This is a genomic window from Mycobacterium gordonae (assembly GCF_001417955.2).
Taxonomy (GTDB): Bacteria; Actinomycetota; Actinomycetes; order Mycobacteriales; family Mycobacteriaceae; genus Mycobacterium; species Mycobacterium gordonae_B.
In genome coordinates this window covers 13,903-27,947 of the sequence record NZ_LKTM01000369.1, presented here as the reverse complement: position 1 = coordinate 27,947, position 14,045 = coordinate 13,903, and the positions used below count along the sequence as shown (strand labels likewise).

Annotated in this window: 12 protein-coding genes and 1 pseudogene; 8 read left to right on the top strand and 5 right to left on the bottom strand. The window is 67.8% G+C overall.

Going from position 1 to position 14,045, the window contains the following annotated elements; genetic code table 11:
• Positions 1-86: 86 nt before the first annotated feature.
• The 3 genes and pseudogenes from AO501_RS39790 to AO501_RS30520 all read left to right on the top strand — a co-directional run.
• Positions 87-326: pseudogene (locus AO501_RS39790) on the top strand (cellulose binding domain-containing protein); the annotation flags it as partial.
• A gap of 183 nt (positions 327-509) precedes the next feature.
• Positions 510-1,124 carry a GH12 family glycosyl hydrolase domain-containing protein gene (locus AO501_RS39785; RefSeq protein WP_231752663.1) on the top strand — a complete coding sequence of 205 codons (615 nt, stop codon included), beginning with the start codon at positions 510-512 and terminating at the stop codon, positions 1,122-1,124.
• Between the two features lie 29 nt (positions 1,125-1,153).
• Positions 1,154-1,939: an SDR family NAD(P)-dependent oxidoreductase gene (locus AO501_RS30520; RefSeq protein ID WP_055581314.1), complete on the top strand. Its 786-nt coding sequence runs from the start codon at positions 1,154-1,156 to the stop codon at positions 1,937-1,939.
• Positions 1,940-2,007: 68 nt separating this feature from the next.
• Here the strand turns inward: AO501_RS30520 and AO501_RS30515 are convergent, their stop codons facing one another.
• Positions 2,008-3,588 (bottom strand): LCP family protein, encoded by a 1,581-nt coding sequence (locus AO501_RS30515; protein ID WP_055581313.1) that lies wholly within the window; start codon positions 3,586-3,588, stop codon positions 2,008-2,010.
• A gap of 268 nt (positions 3,589-3,856) precedes the next feature.
• Between AO501_RS30515 and AO501_RS30510 the strand changes: the two genes are divergently transcribed.
• Both AO501_RS30510 and AO501_RS30505 read left to right on the top strand, forming a co-directional pair.
• The gene (locus AO501_RS30510; protein ID WP_055581312.1) at positions 3,857-4,510 is read left to right on the top strand and encodes an LppP/LprE family lipoprotein; all 654 of its coding nucleotides are present in this window, start codon (positions 3,857-3,859) and stop codon (positions 4,508-4,510) included.
• A gap of 54 nt (positions 4,511-4,564) precedes the next feature.
• Positions 4,565-5,281 carry a DUF2510 domain-containing protein gene (locus AO501_RS30505; protein ID WP_055581311.1) on the top strand — a complete coding sequence of 239 codons (717 nt, stop codon included), beginning with the start codon at positions 4,565-4,567 and terminating at the stop codon, positions 5,279-5,281.
• A gap of 4 nt (positions 5,282-5,285) precedes the next feature.
• On the opposite strand, the gene AO501_RS30500 is transcribed toward AO501_RS30505, so the two are convergent.
• Positions 5,286-5,675, bottom strand: coding sequence for a hypothetical protein (locus tag AO501_RS30500; protein ID WP_055581310.1), 390 nt, complete (start codon positions 5,673-5,675; stop codon positions 5,286-5,288).
• A complete protein-coding gene (locus tag AO501_RS30495; RefSeq protein ID WP_055581309.1) occupies positions 5,676-5,915 on the bottom strand; it encodes a hypothetical protein in 240 nt (79 codons plus the stop codon).
• Between the two features lie 146 nt (positions 5,916-6,061).
• Between AO501_RS30495 and AO501_RS30490 the strand changes: the two genes are divergently transcribed.
• Together AO501_RS30490 and AO501_RS30485 are read left to right on the top strand one after the other, a co-directional pair.
• Positions 6,062-7,237 carry a TDT family transporter gene (locus AO501_RS30490; RefSeq protein ID WP_371935033.1) on the top strand — a complete coding sequence of 392 codons (1,176 nt, stop codon included), beginning with the start codon at positions 6,062-6,064 and terminating at the stop codon, positions 7,235-7,237.
• 20 nt (positions 7,238-7,257) lie between these two features.
• Complete coding sequence (locus AO501_RS30485) at positions 7,258-7,950, top strand: GAP family protein (RefSeq protein ID WP_055581307.1); 693 nt, start codon at positions 7,258-7,260, stop codon at positions 7,948-7,950.
• A 1-nt stretch (position 7,951) separates the two neighbouring features.
• Here the strand turns inward: AO501_RS30485 and AO501_RS30480 are convergent, their stop codons facing one another.
• The gene (locus AO501_RS30480) at positions 7,952-11,071 is read right to left on the bottom strand and encodes a patatin-like protein (RefSeq protein WP_082658934.1); all 3,120 of its coding nucleotides are present in this window, start codon (positions 11,069-11,071) and stop codon (positions 7,952-7,954) included.
• Positions 11,072-11,267: 196 nt separating this feature from the next.
• Between AO501_RS30480 and AO501_RS30475 the strand changes: the two genes are divergently transcribed.
• Complete coding sequence (locus tag AO501_RS30475) at positions 11,268-13,466, top strand: serine/threonine-protein kinase (protein WP_055581306.1); 2,199 nt, start codon at positions 11,268-11,270, stop codon at positions 13,464-13,466.
• A gap of 15 nt (positions 13,467-13,481) precedes the next feature.
• Here the strand turns inward: AO501_RS30475 and AO501_RS30470 are convergent, their stop codons facing one another.
• Positions 13,482-13,886 (bottom strand): hypothetical protein, encoded by a 405-nt coding sequence (locus AO501_RS30470; RefSeq protein WP_055581305.1) that lies wholly within the window; start codon positions 13,884-13,886, stop codon positions 13,482-13,484.
• Positions 13,887-14,045 lie beyond the last annotated feature (159 nt).

Sequence of the window (14,045 nt, the reverse complement as noted above, 5' to 3'; positions counted from 1 at the left end):
CCACCCCGACGGAGCCCACGACGCCCACGACGCCCACGACGCCCACGACGCCCACGACACCGACGACACCCACCACCCCGAGCGGGTTGTCCGCGACGTACACAACGGCATCGCAATGGGACGGCGGTTTCATCGGGAAGTACACGATCACCAATTCCAGCGCTACGCCGATAAGCAATTGGCAGCTGCAATTCACCATGCCCACCGGCTCGTCGGTATCCAGCGCCTGGGGCGGCCAACTCGCCCCGACTACAACGCAGCAGTACACCGTGACCCCGGCGAGCTACAACGCGACGATCGCGCCCGGGACCTCCGTCGAGGTCGGTTTCCAGGCCGCCCAGACCGGCACCTATTCGCCGCCGACCAACCCGCTGATCACCGGCACCCCGGGCACCACGACGCCGACCACCCCCACGACGCCGACCACTCCCACGACTCCTCCGACGCTCCCGACCGGTGGAACCGTCATCTCCACCCAGTACGGATCGACGACGATCACCGGCGGCTACGTGGTGCAGAACAACGCTTGGAACAACCCGGGCGGCCAGGCCATCACGGTCAGCCAGACCGGGTTCACCATCACCACCGAGAACGGGTCCGCCCCCACCAACGGCGCCCCGCTGGGCTATCCCTCGGTGTACGCGGGAGTGCACTACGGAAACGCGTCGACGGGCACCAACCTGCCCATCCAGCTCGGGCAGATCAACAGCGCGACCACCAGCATCGACTACAACTACGTGCCTACCGGTACCTGGAACGCCTCCTACGACATCTGGCTGGACTCCACCTACACCACCACCGGGGTCAACGATCAGGAGATCATGATCTGGTTCAACCACCAGGGCCCCATCCAGCCGGTCGGATCGCCGGTGGGCAACACCACGATCAACGGCAAGACCTTCGTGGTCTGGGACGGCAGCAACGGGCAGAACAATGTGATGTCCTACGTCGCCACCCAGCCCATCGAGGTGTGGACCTTCGACGCGATGGACTTCATCGACCACACCGCCACGATGGAGTCGATCACCGACTCGTGGTACCTGACAAGCATCCAGGCCGGCTTCGAGCCATGGAGCGGCGGCGTCGGCCTGGGTGTCGACTCGTTCTCGGCGACCGTGAACTGAGGTCCCCAAGGCGCGTTACGCTTCCCGGCATGAAACGACTGGACGGTCAGCGGATCCTGGTGACCGGAGCCGGGTCGGGCATCGGGCAGGCCACCGCGCTGCGCCTGCTCGACGAGGGGGCCACGGTGGTGGGCGCCGACATCGCGGTGGACGGCCTGGTCACCACGCGGGACCGGGCGGCGGAGTCGGCCGAGCGGTTCACCACCAGCGTGATCGACGTCGCCGACGAGCGGTCGGTCACCGCCGGGGTGCGCAGCGCCATCGACACCCTCGGGGGGCTGGACTCACTGGTCAACGCCGCCGGCATCCTGCGCGCCGCGCACACCCACCAGACCAGCCTCGAACTGTGGAACAGCATCGTCACCGTCAACCTGACCGGCACGTTCCTGATGGTCCGCGAGGCGTTACCGGCGCTCCTGGACAACCCGCGCAGCACCGTCGTCAACTTCAGCTCCACCTCGGCGAGCTTCGCGCACCCGTACATGGCGGCCTACGCCGCCAGCAAGGGCGGCGTCCAGGCGTTCACTCACTCACTGGCACTGGAATACGCCACGGCCGGACTCCGCGCGGTCTGTGTGGCGCCCGGCAGCATCAAGTCCGGTATCACCGATGCCACCGGCGGTTACATCCCGAAAGACGCCAACTGGTCGCTGTTCAGCCGGCTGATGCCGATCCTGCCCACCACGGAGAAATCCAGCGGCGCGGGTATGGCGGACCCGTCGGTGATCGCCGGCGTCATCGCCATGCTGGTGTCGGAGGACGGCCGGTTCATCACCGGGACCGAGATCCGCATCGACGGCGGCACGCACGCCTAACTGCTGAGCAGACGCAAAAGCGCCCTTTTCCTGCGGAAATCGGGCGCTTTTGCGTCTGCTCGGGCGAACTAGTTCACGCACGGCACCCCGCCGCCGTCGATCGGCTTTCCCTGATCGGGCGTCGGGTAGTTGGTGAAGGTGCCGTTGTAGTAGTAGCCGGTGCTGCTCGGCTTCGTCGTGGTGGTGGTGGTGGTCGTCGTCGTGCTGCTCGTCGCATCCGACATCTCGTCGGCGGCCGGCAGCGAGAAGTTCGTGTCCACGGTCACCCGGATATGCCCGGGTGCGATCGAAGAATCCGGTTTCTTGGGGGCGTCGACGCCGAGCAGGGTGGCCAGGTTCTGCGCGTCGGTTTCCGTGCCCGCGCCGTACTGGATCGTGGTCGTCGCCGGGTCGCCGGATTCGCGGTCGCGGACCTGCCCGGCGGTGTAGCCGCGCTTCTTCAGCGCGCTGGACACCTGCGTCGCCATCCCGCTGATGCTGCCGGCATTCACGACATCGACGATGGTCGACGGATTGGGCTTGGCGCTGGTCGTGCCCGGCGCGGCCGACGGCGACGCCGTCCCGAACGCCGCCGCGACTTCGGCCTTGATCGCCGCCTGGTCGACGATGTTGACGTCCTGGCCGTCGATGTTGTCGTAGCGCACCACGGGCAGCGTCCGGAACTCGACGTTCCCGCCCGCCAGATCGCCCATCCGGCGGAACAGCGCCTCGTCCCAGCCCGACGACAGCACCACGTCCTTGCGCGCGACCGCCATCAGGCTGTTGAGCCGGTCGAAGTTGGTGAAGGTGCCGGTGTCTTGCAGTTCGTGCATGACCGAGGACAGGAAAGCCTGCTGCCGGTGGGTCCGGTCCAGGTCGCCGTTCTCCAGACCGTGCCGTTGCCGGACGAACGCGAGCGCCTGCGAGGCGTCCAGTCGCTGGCGGCCGGCCGGGAAGTCGGCACCGGAATATGAGTCGTACACGGGGTGGTTCAGACACACCTCGACGCCGCCCAGCGTCTGGGCCAGGTCGTAGAAACCGGCGAGGTTGACCTCGGCGAAGTAATCGATGGGAACCCCGGTCAGGCTGCGTACCGCCCGCAGGGTGGCCGCCCGCCCCGCTTCGCGGCCTCGTGTCTCGAGCTCGTGCTGGGAGCTCACTCCCTGGTTGGCCAGCTGGTTGGCGACGTACTGCTTGGTGAGCCCGTACGCCTCCTTGATCTTGATGTGGTTGTAGCCCGGAACGCCGTTGAACGGCACCCAGTCATCGCGGGGAATGGAGAACGCGACGACCTTTCCGTCGGCGCCGACGTGCACGACGATCAGGGTGTTGGTGTTGTACCCGCCCTGGTCGGAGTCGCCGGCGTGCAGGTGCTTCAGGATCGACCAGGGCAGGTCGTTGCCCTCCTGGTCTCTGCGGGAGTCCAGCCCGATCAGCAGGATGTTCATCGTGTTGCCGGTGGACCGTGGGTCTTCGGCCGTCAGGGCCTGGGAAATGGTGATGCCACCGAGTGCGCCGTGCGCCACGTAGTAGCCCGCTCCGGTCATGCCGAGCGCCACCGCCGAGACCAACGTCATGAAACCCCGCGACAGCCGCTTTCGGGTCTTCGACGGCGTCTTTGCGGCACGTTGATTCTTCTGCAGGCGGTGTGCGCCGCCGGAACGCCCCACTAGCGGCCCCGGCCAGACACCGACTCACCGGCCGGCATCGGCCCGGCGGTTTGCGGTGAGGTCGTTCGGCGCATGCCGTCTAGTATGCGGTAGCTTGCTGCGAACCCCCCAACAAAAAGTTGCTGATGTGGGCAGATTCACCTGGACACGCCGCCCGCGCCGGCGTCTTTAAAATGTCGCTACCAGCCATTTTAGGCTACAATCCGCCAAGCTCGGCGGGCGCGAAGAGCTGTTTACGGACGATCTGATCGGAGGGGTCTGGTCACCGATGGTTGCTGAGGAGGTCGACCCGGACTGGCCGCCACCGGTGTACGACCCGTCCGAGGGCCTGGACGCCACCAAGCCTGCGCCGCGTCGCACCGTCTGGCTGGTCGCCGCGGGGGTGGTGCTGGTGTGCCTGGGCGCCCTGGCGGTGTTCGTGTTCGGAAGTGGCGATCGGGACCCCGGCGCGGCCAGACCGGCGCCCTCCTCGACCCCGGCGCCCACGACCACCGGGGCCGGCACCCCGACCGGCTGCGGCCCGGACGAACCCGCGGCGCTGGCCACGGCGCTGGGGCAGGTTCCACCGGATCGCAAGACCGGCAAGCCATGGGATCGCAATGCCTCGGCCAGCAATTACAACGCGTGCGCAGACCTGTCCGCGATCGTGGTGACGGTGCAGGACGGAACCAGCAGTTCGCCCGACCTCGCCCTGATGTTTCATCGGGGTGCCTTCGTCGGGACCGCCACCCCCCGGGCTTACCCGTTCACCGAGCTGGAGGGCCCGGCGTCCACCAACGACACCGTCGTGCTCACCTATCGCACCCAGCAGAGCTGCTCTACCTGCACCGACGGGGTCCTGACCACAGTCGGATTCCAGTGGCGAGGTGACCAAGTGAAGATGCTTGACCCGCCGCCGGAAGTGCTGGATTCACCGCCATAGCTGCCCGCTGCGGTTCGCCGATTTCTGACGTCCACGATCGAATGGAGCTTGACCGTGCCGACTGCACCGCCGGCAGGCTGGTACGTCGATCCCGACGGTTCGCAGGGTCAGCGCTATTGGGACGGTGAGCGCTGGACGACGCACCGGCGGCCGAAGCAACCGTCCGGGCCGCACCGAAGCTGGGGCGTCCTGCCCGGCCCGGTTCGGGTGGCGTTGCCGATTGTGTTGGTGGTGGCGCTGGTTGGCATCGGTTGGGCCCTGTGGTCCGACCCGCCGCGCGACGACTGGGCCGGTCTGCCGAGCCGGCTGAACTGCCAGACCAAAGAGGGGCCGAAACCGCCCGACGGAATCACGGTGTCCGGAGTCGAGGTGAAGCACCCCCGCAGCAGCGTGCTGCAGCTGACGATCCACTTCGCCAAACCGCTGCCGCCGTCGCCCACAGGAGCCCCCTCGACCAGGTTCGTCGGCTACGTCCTGACCTTCAGCGTCGCGAACAACGGGAAGAAGTTCGCCGAACTAGGTCCCGAGCAGGACACCGACGACCTGGCCGTCACCAGCACCCTCGCCGCTGCGGGGACCGACCCACGGATGCGGCCGGACCGGGACACCAATGCCCGCCGGGTGGCGCCGGACACGATCCAGGTTCTGCTCGACCTCACCCGCCTCGGTATCGACGACCAACCGGTTCGGCCCGACCTGACGCTCGAGGCACAGTTCAACACTCCGTCGACCACGACGGTGCGCTTCGCGGCGCAGCAGTGCCGCGGCTGATGGATCAGCAGTACTGGTAGTCGATGTGCCAGCGGCCGTTGACGTAGTCGGCGACGAAGTGGCCGCCGAGCTGAGGATTTGAGTCGGTGATATTTCCCGACCCCCCGGTGTTGGGGGTGAAGCCGGGCGGGTCCCACGTGACCGACTGCGGATTGGCCGGTAGGTCCGGGGTGCAACCCGCCTGCTTGGCGACATAGCCGTCGGTGATCCGGCGTTCGGCGGTGGCCTGGTCACCGCCGTCGGGTGCGGGATCGGCGGGGCACAGGTAGCTGGTTCCGCAGAAGTTTTCCTGCGCGGTGACGAGCGCGATATCGGTGACCGGCACCGATGCGATGGCACCGCCGATCAGCATTGCCGACACCACCAGTGCCGCGATGCGCGCATGTCCTGCCATTCAGCGGACCCTCTCGATCTCCTCGCCGGACGTGTAATACAACGGGATATTCGAACCAATCACACTTTCTATAAGGAATACGCCGAATGGCTCCACTTCGTAGTAATAGTGTACGTCGCCATTAGCGTCCACCGCGGTGGCGCAGGAGCGGCCCGGGGCCCCGCACCGTTGCTTGATCGGCATGGCCAGGGCGACCACCACCAGCAGTGCGGACATGCCGATCACCAGCGACCTTGTCATCGAATCGCGAGGTTTCGCCAGGGATGCACGCACGGCAGTGTAGGCGACCGCAATTCCCGGTGCCGCCCTCAGAAACGTTCACGCGACATGTTCCGCCCAATCGCACCGCCGCGTGATCACCGGCAGTAGGTTGCTCAGCTATGGCCATGCCCACCCCCGACGACGCGCCGTCGGCCCCGAGCGAATCGCACACGCGCGTCGAGGTCCTGGGCAACATCGGGCCCAACTGGTTCGCCTCGGTGATGGGCACCGGGATCGTCGCCATCGCCGGGGCCACGCTGCCCGTCCATGTACCCGGCCTGCGCGGGTTCACCACCGGTGTCTGGGTGCTCGCCGCCGCCCTGCTGGCGGTGCTGATCGTTCTGGTCGGTGGCCATTGGCTGCGTAACCCGACGGTGGCCCGCACCCATGCCCGCAATCCGCAGATGGCCCACTTCTATGGCGCGGCGCCCATGGCGTTGATGACCGTCGGAGCCGGCGCGGTGCTGGTGGGTGGGGACCTGATCGGCCGGCGGGTGGCCGTCGACCTCGACTGGGTGCTGTGGACGGCGGGTACGGCCGGCGGGTTATTCACCGCCGTCAGCATCCCGTTCCTGATGTTCACCCAGCTGCACGTCGAACCGGACGCCGCGTTCGGCGGCTGGCTGATGCCGGTGGTGCCGCCGATGGTGTCGGCCGCGACGGGCGCACTGCTGCTGCCACACATGCCGCCGGGCACCGGCCGCGAAACCATGCTCTACGGCTGCTACGCGATGTTCGGCCTGTCCCTGATCGCATCGCTGAACATCATTGCAATGATCTGGAGCAGGCTGGTGCTGTACGGCACATCCGGCTCTGCGCGGGTGCCCACGCTGTGGATCGTGCTCGGGCCGCTAGGTCAATCCATCACTGCCGCAGGGCTTCTGGCGACGGCCGCGTCGACCGGTGCGGTCGATCATCAACTCGCGGCGGCCATGAACGACTTCGCCGTCATCTTCGGGGTGCCGGTGTGGGGGTTCGCGGTGCTGTGGATCGCGCTGGCCACCTCGCTGACGGTGCGCACCCTGCGGCGCGGGATGCCCTTCGCCCTGACGTGGTGGAGCCTGACTTTTCCGGTGGGTACCTTCGTCACCGGCACGTCCCAGCTCGCCGCGCACACCCACCTTCCGGCGTTCAAGGTCGCGGCCGCCGTCGCCTACCTGGGCCTGCTGCTGACCTGGATCCTGGTCACCGTACGCACCGCGCGCGGCAGCCTGCGGGGCAACCTGCTCACCCTCCCGCCGAGCTCGGCACCGGTCAAAGCCCGCAAGGAAGACCCGATCACGCGCCCGCACCCCGTTTGACGGGTGATCACGGGCGTTCAATGCGAAGATTGCTGCCCGTGACAGGAAATTGGGGCTCCCTGCTGGCCACCCTCATTCCGCTGGCTCTGGTCATCGCAGTTTCTCCGTTGACGATCATCCCGGCGGTGCTGGTCTTGCACTCGCCGCGGCCACGGCCGACCAGCTTGGCGTTTCTCGGTGGCTGGATGCTGGGGCTGACCGCATTGACTGCGATCTTCGTGGCCGGATCCGGCTTATTCGCCGGACTGCACAAGTCGCCCCCGTCGTGGGCGTCCTGGCTGCGCGTGGTCCTGGGTTCGGCGCTGATCCTGTTCGGCATCTACCGCTGGCTGACCCGTCACGGTCACGGCGAGGCACCGCGGTGGATGCGGACGTTCGACACCATCACCCCGAAGCGGGCCGGCATCACGGCGCTGGTGCTCACGGTGGTCCGGCTCGAGGTGTCACTCCTGTGCCTGGCAGGCGGGCTGGCCATCGGCACCAGCGGGCTTGGTGTCGGAGGGAAATGGTTTTTCGCCGCGGTGTTCATCGTGCTGTCGGGTTCGACGGTCGCGATCCCCATTCTGGGTTATGCCGCCGCCGGCGACCGTCTGGATGAGCCGCTGAACCGCCTCAAGGAATGGATGCAGCAGAACCACGCGGCGATGCTCGCCGCTGTGCTGGTCCTGATCGGTTTGATGGTGCTCTACAACGGGATCAGTGCTCTGAAATAACCTAACGGGAACGATTGTGTCTGCGCCGCAACGGTTTTGACGGTTTCGCGACGGCCACCAGGGTGACACTCAGCGCCAGCGCGCCCACGACGGCCAACGGATGCCACCACTGCGCGCCCAGCCAGTAGGCGTGGGCGCCTACCCAGCCGGGATGTGTCGCATCGCCGAAAAGCCGGCCGCGCACCACCGGCGTGGCCAGCGAAAGTACCGCGCCCACCAGCGTTACCGACAACAGCGCGAAGAGCAGTCGGGTGGAGAACTGCCAGGTTCCCAGCACCAGCAGGTAGCCGCCGATGCCGGCCGCGACGAGCCCCAGCGCGCCGACCGTGCCGGCCGACGCGATCGCGGCTGCCGTGCCGAGCACGAGCAGCGCTGCCCCGGCGATCAGCGTCCATTTGGCCACGCCGCGGGTCAGCGATACCACCCGGTACCCGCCGAGCGCCACCGTCCGCAGGGTGGCCAACGGTGGCTTTACCACTGCGGGCAGTTGCCGGACCGAGCCCGCGGCCCCGGAGGCGGTCGCCGCCGCCTTGGCCACCGTGTGCGCCATCAGCGGCGAACCCTTGTCGGTGGCGAAGGTCTCGGCCGCCACCGGATCCTCGTTCAGCAGAGCGTATTTCGCCGGCCCGGGGTCGGCGGTCAGCACCTTCTTCGCCCACGTTCGCGAGGTGGCCGGACTCCAGTCAGGCCGTTCGCCCGGTTCGGGGTCGGTGACGGCGACGGCCAGTTCATCGAGTTCCTCGTCGAGGACTCGTTGCTGCCACGTTTGCGCCAGCCACAGCGATGTCCGGGGCAGGCTGGCCGGTACGTCCACAGACGGGTCGTCGAGGAAGGACAGTTCGGCGAGCAACATGTCCTCGGTCAGCCGCTCCGATTCCTCACCGGCCGTCGGCAGCCGGTAGCCGGCTTTCGGAAAAGCCGGTGCGCCAAGCTCTTTGAGGCGAGCCAGGAACCATCGCGCGCCCGACTCGGTATCTTCCGTGTGGCGACCCACCATCCACCGCACCCGGCGCGGGTCCAGCAGCGCATGCACCAGCCAGCCGGCGCCGTCGAGGCGACCCCACATCCAGTCATTGGCCCGCCACGACCGCTTGTAGAACGCGCCGAAATGGTGGAACTGCATGCCGGTGAGCTTCTGTTGCGCGGTCTGCCAGTCCGGTGCGAGCAGGCTGCGCGAGTCGGCGCTCACCTGCACGAGCTCGACGGACTGTTCGACGTCCGCCTCCGCCGGAAGCATCGCGCGCTGGGTCGCCGCCAGGTCGAAGAGCGCCAACGCGGTGGTGTCCGCGTCGTCGGCCAGGTCCAGATACCTCAGGTACGTGCGCAGCGGACTCGCCCCGTCACCGGTGGCTGAACCGTTGAACGCCAACCTGTTCAGGGTGTAGAAGCTGTCGAACAGAACCCGGCCGAGATTGCTCCAGCCGACTGGCGGCACCGTGATCCGGTGCAGGTATTGCGCGGCGATCAGCGCGGCGGCGTCCGTCAACGACCCTTGCCGCACCGTCGCGTCGGTGCACACCTCGCGCACCAGCACCCCGAGCTCAACCGGCGCCGGGGGCGGCCACGCCGCATGGATTCCCTTGGTCAGCCCGGCCAGGGCGGCGACATCGTCATCGGAGCGGGCCAGCTGATAGGCGGCGAGTACGACGGCGATCGCGCAACTCTTGGCCAGGTCGTGGGCGGGCTGGCCGAACCGGGCCACATCGGTCGGCCCTTGCGGCAGTGTCTGGCCATCCGGCAGGGTCCAGCGACTGACGATCGCGTCGACGATCCGGCGCCGGCAGGCCCGGTCGGAGTCGCCGCCGACGGCGAGCTCGGGTTCCCAGTTCCTTGGAATGCTCTCGGCGAGGTCAGAACGGGAGGGCGGCCACGTACCCAGCTGGCGCAGCAACGCATCCGTCAGCGTCTGCGCGAGCCGGGTGGCCTCCCGGGCCACGTAATCGGCGAGTAGCCGAGCGGTGAGCAGCCGCGAACTGTGCGGCAGCGCCGCCGCGAGTTCGGCCAGCCGCAGCTTGGTGTCGGTGCGGGCTTCCATCCGGTCCTGATGAGCCCGGATGGCGCGCAGGTCGGCGGCGATCGACTGGGTGGTGATGGCGGCCAGATCCTTCAGCAGGCCGTCGATGAGACCCGGTGGTTCGTTGACGTCCTCCGGTGCCGCCTCGGCCACCAGGTCCGGCGCCGGGCCCGCCGATGGCACCACGAACAACAGCACCCGGCGCACCGGGCGACGGGCAGGCCGATCGAAGATGCGCTTGAGCAGCACGTCGATCGGCCGGTTGTCGAGCAGACCCCCGTCGGCGGCCCAGTGCGGCCGGGTGATGTTGGTGAACGGCGCCATCGGCGGACGGGCCGGCACCTTCCCGTGGGCCGGCGTGCCCGTGTTGAAGGGCAGGTAGGACGGTTCGAACGCGATGGGGAACGAGGCCGAACTGCGCGCCGCCAGTGCCAGGGCCGCAACGGTGCCGGGCCTGGCCAGGTCGCTCTCGGTGAAGGTGAACAGGCCGCGCCGGTCGACGTCCTGGACCAGCGTGCCGAACGAGTCGGTGAATCGGCTGGCCTCGCCCGTCAGCAGCGTGGTCGTGACATACAGCGTGGTGGACGGGGCACGCGCGCCGCCGGGAAACTCCGCCGGCGGAAAAGGTCCCGTGGCCAGCTTGGGGATCTGCGTGGCCAGTGCGCTGAACATTCGCTCGTCGCCGTACAGCAGCGACGGGGTGTATTTGTCGCGGGGGTCGCGCAGCAGATCGGTCAGGGCCCCGAGGCCGAGCCAGAGGTCGCGCAATCCCCCCAGGTCCGACCCCGACACCCGGGACGACGCCAGCAGCGCCGCGTTGATGCCACCCGCGCTGGTGCCGGACAGGATGTCGACGTCGACGATCACGTCGAGCAGGTCGAGAAGGCTCGCGTAGAGCCGCAGCGACGCGGTCGACTCCTTGCTCAGGGGGCTGCCGCCCGGGAACGGGCCCCCCTCCCGGCGCCACTGCGACGCCTGTGCGAGCAGGTTGATCTCGCGGGCAACGCCGGCCATCCAGACAGCGAGGCTGACCCCGCCGGTCATGGTGGTGGCAAGGCGCAGTTCCTGCGTCAGTTCGGTGACCGGTGACGGTGTGTCGAATGGCATATGCGCACCCCCTGGACCTACATCGGGAGTTACCGGCTCCACGTTTCAGTCTGCGCTTGTCCGGTCGTGCTGCGCCTCGCTATCCCGGCTTCAAACGTTTCGTGATTAGCTAGGCAATACAGCCGTGCATCCCCGCTGGTGCGGCTTTAATGTTTTTTGCTGAGTATCCACCGAGTCTTTCGCTGAGGGGGGCGGAGTGCAAGGTACGACATTCGGCCGCTACCAGTTCATCGAGTTGCTGGGCCGCGGCGGTATGGGCGAGGTGTGGCGTGCCTACGACACCGAGACCCAACGTGTCGTCGCGGTGAAAGTGCTGCCCGCCAACCTTGCCAACGACCCCACGTTCGAGCAGCGGTTTCGCCGGGAGGCGCTGGCGGCCGCGGGGCTCAACGACCCCCACGTGGTGCCGATCCACCATTTCGGCGAAATCGAAGGCCGCCTGTATGTCGACATGCGACTGGTCGTCGGCAGAGACCTGCAGGCCATCATCGCCGAGGGCCCGCTGGAACCCGAGCGCGCGGTCATGATCATCGAGCAGATCGCGTCGGCTCTGCGCGCCGCCCACCGGATCGGCCTGGTACACCGCGACGTCAAGCCGTCCAACATCCTGGTCACCGAGGACGACTTCGCGTACCTCATCGACTTCGGCATCGCCCGCGCCGCCGGGGACTCGCACATGACCGGTACCGGCAACGTCATCGGGACGTGGGCCTATATGGCCCCGGAACGCGTGACCACCGGCCAGACCGACCCCAGCGGGGACACCTACGCGCTGGGTTGCGTGCTGCACGAATGCCTGACCGGCAGCCAGCCGTTCCCCGGCAACAGCCTCGAACAGCAGATCGGCGGGCACCTCAGCCTGCCGCCGCCGCGACCGTCCACCATCCGGCGCGGCATCCCCGAAGAACTCGACAACGTCATCGCCACGGCGATGGCCAAGACTCCTCAGCAGCGCTATCCGACGGTGACCGACATGGCCGCGGCCGCACGTGAAGCCGTCACCGGGACGCGCCCGATACCGGTGCGCCGGCCCGAACCCGTGCAGCAGCGCACCCAACTGGCGCCCCCGCCCAAGCAGCCGCCACCCGGTCCGCCGAGGCAGCACCCACCCCGGCGCGGCGGACCCGGGTATGTCGATCCCTCGCAGCGCCGCCCGCCCCCCGAGCCGCAGCGACGCCCGCCGCCGGAGCCGAGTCCCTACCGTCAGCCGTCGGATCCCAAGCTGTACCGGCCGCCCGTCGAGCCCGGCCCGCAACGCCCGCCCACCGACCCGACCCAGCGCCGGCCCAACCTGGACCTCAACCAGCCTCGGCACGGCAACGAAGAGCCGACCCAGTTCCGGTTGAGCGGCGAGCCGCAGCTACCCGCGCCCCAGCCGCCGCCATCGGCGGAAACCCCTCCCGCCAAACCCGGCAAGAAGCGCCGCACCCCGCTGATCCTCGCGGGCGTGGGCGTGTTGCTGGTGGTCATCGCCGTCGTCGCCGGAATCGCGCTGAGCGGTGGCGGCAAGAGCGGCGACAATCAGGCCGGGCATTCCGGCACGGCAGAGCCCTCCGGCGCGCCGGACGGGGGCGGTCCGTTCACCGGCACATACACCGCCGACTTCGGCCCCAAGCTCTCCCTGGCGGGCAAAGAGGTGGCCAATTCCGAACCACCGGCCAAAGAGACCTGGGTGCTGCGGTCGGCCTGCACCGGCAGTAACAACAGTGGTTGCGTCGCGACGGCGCAGCGCACCGACGGGCCCTACAACCACATCCCGAAGCTGGTGTTCGACGACGTTCGCGGGCGCTGGATCGCGGTGGCACTCGAGGGCGGGAACTGCAACGACAAGCCGATCGAGAAGTGGAATTACGTGTGGCTGCAGCCACATGCCGACGGCACCATGGTCGGCGAATGGATCACCGATTCCCTGGACTGCTACAGCAAGCGGTCGGTGACCTTCACCCGGGTCGGCGACGCCGATCTCAACAGCCTGCCCAACCCGGCTGAGGAGTCGGCCCGTCAAACCTCCCCGGCAGAGGCGCTGCACGGCTTCTACCACTTGTTGACGACCTACACCGGCGCCGGCGCGCCGAAGCCACAGGAAGCGGACTACAACGTCGACACCATCTGTCTGCGCACCGGTGATCGATGCCTGAGCCGGTTCGTCCGCAATGGCAGTAGCGGCACCCAACTGCTGTTGTTCGCCAACAATGTGTGGACGCGGGACGACGAGTACGACGCGTCCTGTCCGGCCGGGGGAACGTCGCACGTCAGGATCAAGGGCACATTCCCGCTTCCGGAGCCGGAGCAAGACCCGATCATGGTGCTCACCGGCAGCGGCACCAAGGACGAGTCGGGAAGCGCATGCAAGGGCGGCCCCTACGACATGAAGTTCAACCGCACCGGGGGCTAGAGCCGGTGGCCGGCCTCAGGATGCGATGCCGGCATCGACCAGGCTTTCCACCGCGTCGGCGCAGCCCCGCAGGAAGTCGGGGCCGGTGAGTTCCGGCGTGCTCTGAACGGACTGCGCTTCGTTGGCGCATACGGCGGGGACTCGGCTCGAGATGTCGATGTCTTCCAGGGTGAATCCCTCCGCGCGCATCCGACTCGCGACGATCTCGTAGTCGCTGAACGTCTGGTGGTAGCCCAGCTGATACGAGGGGCTGTTCGTCCCGGCGCCGTCGGCACGGGCGGTTTCGGCGGGGTCAGCATTCGCGGTGCTGGCCGCGATGACCGCCGCTCCCACCGAGACGATCGCCAGAATCGTCAGCCGCCTGCCGGTAGTGCGCCGTGAACACGACGGGGTGCGGTCGTCGCCGGAACGGTTGTGCATGGTGTCTCCCGCTGATGTTGGTCGGTGTGCCGGATGAGGTGCTGATCGTCAATCTAGCGCATCGGTTTCAAAAATGAAACAGGCATTCAGAAAAAGCACTAATGTTTTATTTTTGCGCGACAGACGCCGTCGTATGAAGCTTTTGACTGCTCTTTGGTC

Excerpts from the sequence above, each read along its gene's own strand:
- AO501_RS30520 (WP_055581314.1), top strand. The coding sequence starts at position 1,154 with ATGAAACGACTGGACGGTCAGCGGATCCTGGTGACCGGAGCCGGGTCG.
- AO501_RS30500 (WP_055581310.1), bottom strand. The coding sequence starts at position 5,675 with ATGGCAGGACATGCGCGCATCGCGGCACTGGTGGTGTCGGCAATGCTG.
- AO501_RS30485 (WP_055581307.1), top strand. The coding sequence starts at position 7,258 with ATGCGAAGATTGCTGCCCGTGACAGGAAATTGGGGCTCCCTGCTGGCC.
- AO501_RS30470 (WP_055581305.1), bottom strand. The coding sequence starts at position 13,886 with ATGCACAACCGTTCCGGCGACGACCGCACCCCGTCGTGTTCACGGCGC.
- AO501_RS30480 (WP_082658934.1), bottom strand. The coding sequence starts at position 11,071 with ATGCCATTCGACACACCGTCACCGGTCACCGAACTGACGCAGGAACTG.
- AO501_RS30510 (WP_055581312.1), top strand. The coding sequence starts at position 3,857 with ATGGTTGCTGAGGAGGTCGACCCGGACTGGCCGCCACCGGTGTACGAC.
- AO501_RS30495 (WP_055581309.1), bottom strand. The coding sequence starts at position 5,915 with ATGACAAGGTCGCTGGTGATCGGCATGTCCGCACTGCTGGTGGTGGTC.
- AO501_RS30490 (WP_371935033.1), top strand. The coding sequence starts at position 6,062 with ATGCCCACCCCCGACGACGCGCCGTCGGCCCCGAGCGAATCGCACACG.